Annotated in this window: 9 protein-coding genes; all 9 read right to left on the bottom strand. The window is 70.0% G+C overall.

All coding sequences use genetic code 11. The features are described from left to right. Nucleotides 1-149: 149 nt before the first annotated feature. Nucleotides 150-893 (bottom strand): DM13 domain-containing protein, encoded by a 744-nt coding sequence (locus AC08OP_RS20185; protein WP_476615615.1) that lies wholly within the window; start codon nucleotides 891-893, stop codon nucleotides 150-152. Nucleotides 894-1,049: 156 nt separating this feature from the next. Beyond that, the gene (locus AC08OP_RS20180; protein WP_476615614.1) at nucleotides 1,050-1,475 is read right to left on the bottom strand and encodes a transposase family protein; all 426 of its coding nucleotides are present in this window, start codon (nucleotides 1,473-1,475) and stop codon (nucleotides 1,050-1,052) included. A 570-nt stretch (nucleotides 1,476-2,045) separates the two neighbouring features. Then, a complete protein-coding gene (locus tag AC08OP_RS20175; RefSeq protein ID WP_476615613.1) occupies nucleotides 2,046-2,351 on the bottom strand; it encodes a helix-turn-helix domain-containing protein in 306 nt (101 codons plus the stop codon). Next, on the bottom strand, nucleotides 2,335-2,700 hold the full coding sequence (locus tag AC08OP_RS20170) for a type II toxin-antitoxin system RelE/ParE family toxin (RefSeq protein ID WP_476615612.1): 366 nt from the start codon (nucleotides 2,698-2,700) through the stop codon (nucleotides 2,335-2,337). Before AC08OP_RS20170 ends, AC08OP_RS20175 begins: the two co-directional genes overlap by 17 nt. A gap of 38 nt (nucleotides 2,701-2,738) precedes the next feature. Next, nucleotides 2,739-3,407, bottom strand: coding sequence for a TetR/AcrR family transcriptional regulator (locus tag AC08OP_RS20165; RefSeq protein ID WP_476615611.1), 669 nt, complete (start codon nucleotides 3,405-3,407; stop codon nucleotides 2,739-2,741). Then, the gene (locus tag AC08OP_RS20160) at nucleotides 3,404-3,601 is read right to left on the bottom strand and encodes a hypothetical protein (RefSeq protein ID WP_476615610.1); all 198 of its coding nucleotides are present in this window, start codon (nucleotides 3,599-3,601) and stop codon (nucleotides 3,404-3,406) included. Before AC08OP_RS20160 ends, AC08OP_RS20165 begins: the two co-directional genes overlap by 4 nt. Before the next feature lie 19 nt (nucleotides 3,602-3,620). Beyond that, entirely contained in the window at nucleotides 3,621-4,133 is a 513-nt protein-coding gene (locus tag AC08OP_RS20155) for a nuclear transport factor 2 family protein (protein WP_476615609.1), read from the bottom strand. A 128-nt stretch (nucleotides 4,134-4,261) separates the two neighbouring features. Next, nucleotides 4,262-4,546, bottom strand: a complete 285-nt coding sequence (locus AC08OP_RS20150) for a hypothetical protein (RefSeq protein WP_476615608.1) — start codon at nucleotides 4,544-4,546, stop codon at nucleotides 4,262-4,264. A 274-nt stretch (nucleotides 4,547-4,820) separates the two neighbouring features. After that, nucleotides 4,821-5,093 (bottom strand): hypothetical protein, encoded by a 273-nt coding sequence (locus tag AC08OP_RS20145; RefSeq protein WP_476615607.1) that lies wholly within the window; start codon nucleotides 5,091-5,093, stop codon nucleotides 4,821-4,823. Between the last annotated feature and the right edge of the window lie 222 nt (nucleotides 5,094-5,315).

Genomic DNA, 5,315 nt, shown 5'->3' with positions numbered 1-5,315 from the left:
TCGCGTCGCGACGCCTTGCGCCGCCGAGGTGTGATCCAAGCTGGGACCGCGGTTACGCCCGGCGCCACGACCACAGGTACCGAGCGGCGCCTGCGGCATCGGGCGGGCGGTTTTCCGCCCGGCCCTGCGGGTGCAGGTGGTGGGTGCCTTCAGACGCCGACGGTGGCCGCCGCGATCGGCACGGCGAAGGCTCGGCACCAGATCAGCACGGTCGTAGGCGTGTCGATGTCGACGTCGGCGGCCACCGGGTAGTTCTGGTCGCCGAGGTTCCCCCTCAGCCTGTCGAGCCGGGTGCCGCCGGCCGGGTCGGTCTTGTCGGCCCCGGGCACCAGGTGCACCTGATAGTCGGGCCCGGGCTCGACGTCGAGGTCTTCGAACCGGACGAGGTGTGAGCCGTCCGCGAGCCGGATGAGTCGCGCGGTCCCGGTCGCGTCGTGGTCGATGCCGACCAGCTGCGCCCGCCCCAGCTCGACGACATCCGCCCCGGCCGCCGGTTGCGTCGGGGCCGGCGGCCGGGGCGGCGTCTGCCCGGGTGCCGGCCCCGCCTGCGGGGCGGCGCCGGGCGGGGACGGTCGGGTCGACAGGACCGCGGTGACGTCGGCGGGTAACTCCTCCTCGACGGTCACGTTCCGGAACGCGGGCAGGACTGTGACGACGAACGCGAGCAGCACCGGCACGGCCTGTGCTGCCCCGGTGAGCACCGGTCCCCTCCCCAGTCTGGGCAGCAGGAAGCCGAGGCCGGCGACCGCCGCCATGATGACGAGCGTGAAGGCGACGCTGCGCGGGCTGGCGAACGCCGATCGGATGACACCGGGCTTCCAGGCTGCGAAGACCAGCCCGCCGAGTGCGGCGACCACGGGTACCAGCAGGGAGCCGCGCGGGTAGCCCAGCAACGTGGGCGTCGATCCTGATTTACGTCCCGACCTGTGCTCCGGACGGCGAGGCGTAGATGTGCTCATGGACATACCATCCTCGCCGACCGCGCATCGTTACACGGCGGCCGGCGATGTCGCGCAGGATCCGGGTTGGGCTGGCGGTTCGAGCCCTGTCTAGCTCCGAGCGGCCGACTGGTGCCCGGCGGTGTCGACGGCGTCGGGACGGGCCCAGATCCAGGCTCCGATCGCAGCTTCCAACGCCGTACGATCCACCCGTACCAGCACCCGCCAGATCGTCACCGGGCCCGGGATCCGCCCGGCCAACCCCAGGCCGGCGCGGGCGTCCGCGGGCAGGCCGACGGCCCATTCCCCGATCGCGGCGAACGACCGGGCGCCGCTGAGCATGGCGCACACCGCGATTGTCAGGATCACGGCGAAGGGGTATCGCATCCCGCGCCGTCCGCGTGGGTCCGGTACCTGCGCGAGCACCTCGCCTAACGCGGTCCACTCACTGTCGGTTACCGAACCTGGTGGGCTGGTCCGGTCCGGGATCTGCCCGGCGAGCTCGTCGATCACAGTGGCGATGGGAGATGATGACATCGGCGGGCACGGCCTTCCCTGGCGAACATGAAGCGTCGAGAACTCCATGATCAGTAGGGGGTCGTGCCTGCCGTGCATCCACTTCAGGCGTGTCGCCGGTATCCGTCCAAATCAGGCCACGCATCGGCCGATACCGAGGATGATCAAATTGGCCTATCGGCTACGAAATGGCCCTGGGCCACTCCCCGCTCGACGGGGACCCTGATTTTCGCGAACTGGGTGTTGACTAGAGTTTCGCAGTTTTCTTGATCGTCTCGCGGTGGTTAGCGAGGCGAGTTGATTTAACCTATTGATGGGACGCCGCCAGCCTGCTACCGGGCCTCCTGGCAGCTACCCGGACCGGACTTCCACCGGCAAGCGACGACGATCTTACGACAGGTAGATCAGCCGTCTACACGGCGTCACCTCCAGTCTGCTGGGCGCACGGAAAAGGCTCAATGAAGTGGAATCACGCTCCACTAGTTCGGTTAACAGGTCGCTCCAGCCACGACTCGAACCCCACAGCGGGCAGACAACATCATCTATCGAGTCGAACACATGTTCCGAACCTCTGGTGGGTCCGGACGCCCGCTACGCCGCTGAACGAGGGATGACGCGGACGTCGAGGTCGGCGTCGAGAGCCTCGGCGAGCCGTTCCAGCACAGGCAGTGTCGGTACGGTGCCACCGGCCTCGAACCGCGCCACCGCCGACTGCGTCATGCCCGCCGCGCGGGCCAGTTCGTCCTGACTCCAGGCACGCCGCTGGCGCAGCTCCCGCACCGACCCACCCAGCTCAAAGGCCAGCCTGGCCGCCTGGTAGGCCTCGCGCGCGCCCGGCTCGCCCATCCGGCGTTCCCTCAGCCCCACCCAGTCCGCCCGCTCAGCCATCGCCGTCATCCCCCTCATTCTCACCCGCCGTGTGCGACCCTGTCAGGCAGCGCGCCAGCGCGCGCCTCGCCCTGGACACCTCGGCGACCTCCCTCATCCGCAACTTGGCAAACACCGTCAGAAGCACCACCCTCCGACCCGGCGCGATCCAGTAGGTCACCCGGATCGCCCGGCCCTCCAGATGAAACCGCAGCTCCCGCAGCTTGCCGTCGAGCTGCCGCGTGTACGGCTCACCCAGCAACGGACCCTGCTCGGCGAGCAGATCCACGTAGAAAGCGGCCGTCGCGAAATGCGCGGTCGGCAGCCGTTCCAGCCAGTCCCGAACTTCCGGTTCCAGCTCGACGGTACCCCAGGTCATAGCGTTGACGCTATAGCCGCGCGGCTGCGGTCCACTCGTCAGGAGGACGGCTCGTACGCCCGGAGGAAGGTGTCCACCGCGGACCGGGACAGCCCGCGCATCTCCTCCGGAGGAAGGTCGTGGGTGCCCATCCGGCTCCGGGTCTCCACAGGGCCGACGAGCAGCGCGAGAAACTGCTCGGCGGCCTCGGCGGGGTCACAGCGGCGGAGCCCCCCGGTGAGAGACAACCGGGCGAACCGGTCGGCCAGCGCCTCACCGAGCTGGACGGACGTCCGCCCCTGGACGGTGTCGATCAGGTCGGGGAAGCGAGCGACCTGGCCGTAGGTCAGCCAGCGCAGCGCCCGGGAACGATGGCCGCAGCACACCTCGAGCATCCGCGCCGCGGTCTCCTCCAGGGCCGCTCGCAGGTCGTCCCCGGGATCGCGGAGCCGGTCGAGAGCGACGAGGTTCTCCGCCAGCACCGCCGCCGCCGCGGCCGCCATCGTCTGGCGGAACAGGTGCTCCTTGTCCTCCAAGTGGCTGTAGACCGTCGTCTTGGCGACGTTCGCCTCGTCGGCGATCTCCTTCACGCTCGTCTGCTCGTAACCCCGGCGCGCGAAGACGTCGAAGGCGGCATCGAGGATCGCCGCCCGTTTGTCGATGCGCCCACGCGACAACGCCCGCTCGACCGGCGGGGCCGCGCCGGCGAACGTAGCCCGGCTGGTCACCATGTTCGCCTGGTCACGAGATCCGGCTGGTCACCGTGTCGCCGGCCGACGGGCGCCTGCGGTGCGCTCATCGGTTCATCGTAACGTCGTCGGCGCGTCGTCCGCCGGGCCGGCGGACGGAAGAAGCGGAAGTGCGTCCCGAGGATGGCCCGCTCCGCCTCGAGGCGGCCGAGCCGGTCAAGGGCGGTCGTCATGATGTTCGGCTCCGTCCCGTCACAGCGCGATCGGCGGCGGCGAGCCGGCGGCGACCAGCCCCGCGACCGGGGTCACCCGGCGCCGGGCTATGAGCCAGCGGCCGCCCTCCTGGCGGTAGGCGTCCTCGACCAGGCCGACCGCGGTCCAGTCGGCGGGACGCAGCTCGCCCAGTCGGGCGTTGGCGGTGAACCAGTGCCAGTCCGTGGTGTAGGCGGACAGCCGCGGCTCGCCGTTGTCGTCCCAGTCGACGACGGTGAGGCCGGGAACGTGCGCGACCATCTCGGTCCGTGCCGCGAACTCGGTGAGCAGGTAGCGCGTGATCTCGTCCCGGCCGCGCAGCCGGCGCGGGCCCGGCAGGTGGTGGTCAAGCTCGGCGTCCGGGGTGAGGCACCCCGCCGCGACACGCTCGTACTGCCGGGTGTCCAAGAGCCGGAAGAACCGCGTGAAGGTCCGCAGGATCTCCCGTTCGGCGTCCAGCCGCGCGAGCCGGGCGTCCGTGTCGTCGGACGCGATCAGGTCGGGAAGTGTCACGTTCGGTGGCCTTTCGGTGTCAACGTTCTGCCGGACATGCTCAGCCGACCTCCATCGGCAGGTCGGCCCGCGCGGCCCACTCGATGATCGAGCCGTCGTAGACGGATCGCCGTCACGCACGCCCGGCCTCACACACGCTCGGCCCCGCCGACCGCCAGCACCCGGGAGCCGAGCCGGTCCGACAGCCGCCCGGCCAGTGGCATGACCAGCGCCGAGCCGAGCCCGAACGGCGCCAGCAGCAGGGCGGCCGCCACGACGCTGGCGCCGAACGCGGGGCGGTCGAACAGGCGCAGGTCGATCAGCGGTGGCGTGCCGCGGGGGCGAAGGACGTGCGCGGCGTAGCCGCCGAGCAGAGCCACGGCGATCATGCGGCGCAGTACGGGATCGAGCCGGTCCTGGGGCACCTGCGCCATCAGGCCTCTCCACTCGGTCGGATTCCATAGACAGAGATGCGACCTCTGAGGTCGGCAAAAACATATCACTAAGTCCTATAGATCAAACTCACAAGTATGGAACACACGACTCATGGGATTAGCTGGTTCTCGGCCGCGGCGCTCACCAGCTCACGGACAGCGACCTCACTCCGAAGACCAGCGCGTCCGGCCGGTACTCGATCTCCTCGAAGGGGACCGCCAGGCGCAGCGGTACCGGGTGTGCTCCTCGCCGTCGTAATCGACGCCGGCGCGCTCATCGCAGCACCTCGATCACCGGGGCGAACGACTCCATCGCCGGCTCCAGCACCGTGTAGTAGGTCAGGCCGAGGAGCTTCCGGCGCTCGCGCAGCTGGTCCGCGTACTCCGCGGGCCCGCCGACCAGCACCGAGGGAAGCGCCTCCAAGGCACCCGGCGTCTGGTCCAGCGGGTTCCCCCACACGTCGGTGACCACGTCGCCCCCGACGGTCGGCAGCACCCGGTGGATCGGAATGTTCAGCTCCACGTCGTGGACGCGCTCGCCGAGCACAGCGACCGATCTCCGCCGAGACCCTGCGTAAGCGGCTGCATGTCGGCACCGGTTCCGCCCGCCGGTTGGTGGCACAGCTTCGCAGTGACACCCATGTCACGCTCGACAGCCAGACGTCACAGATGCCCGCGCCGTAGCTCCGTCTCCCGTCGGCGGAACCGAGAGATCTGGGCGGCCCGCTCCTACGCTCTGCATGGGAGCAGCTACGGGTCGGGGGGTGGT

This window comes from Frankia sp. CeRuru1 (assembly GCF_977966315.1).
This window is presented reverse-complemented; position numbering and strand designations above follow the sequence as displayed.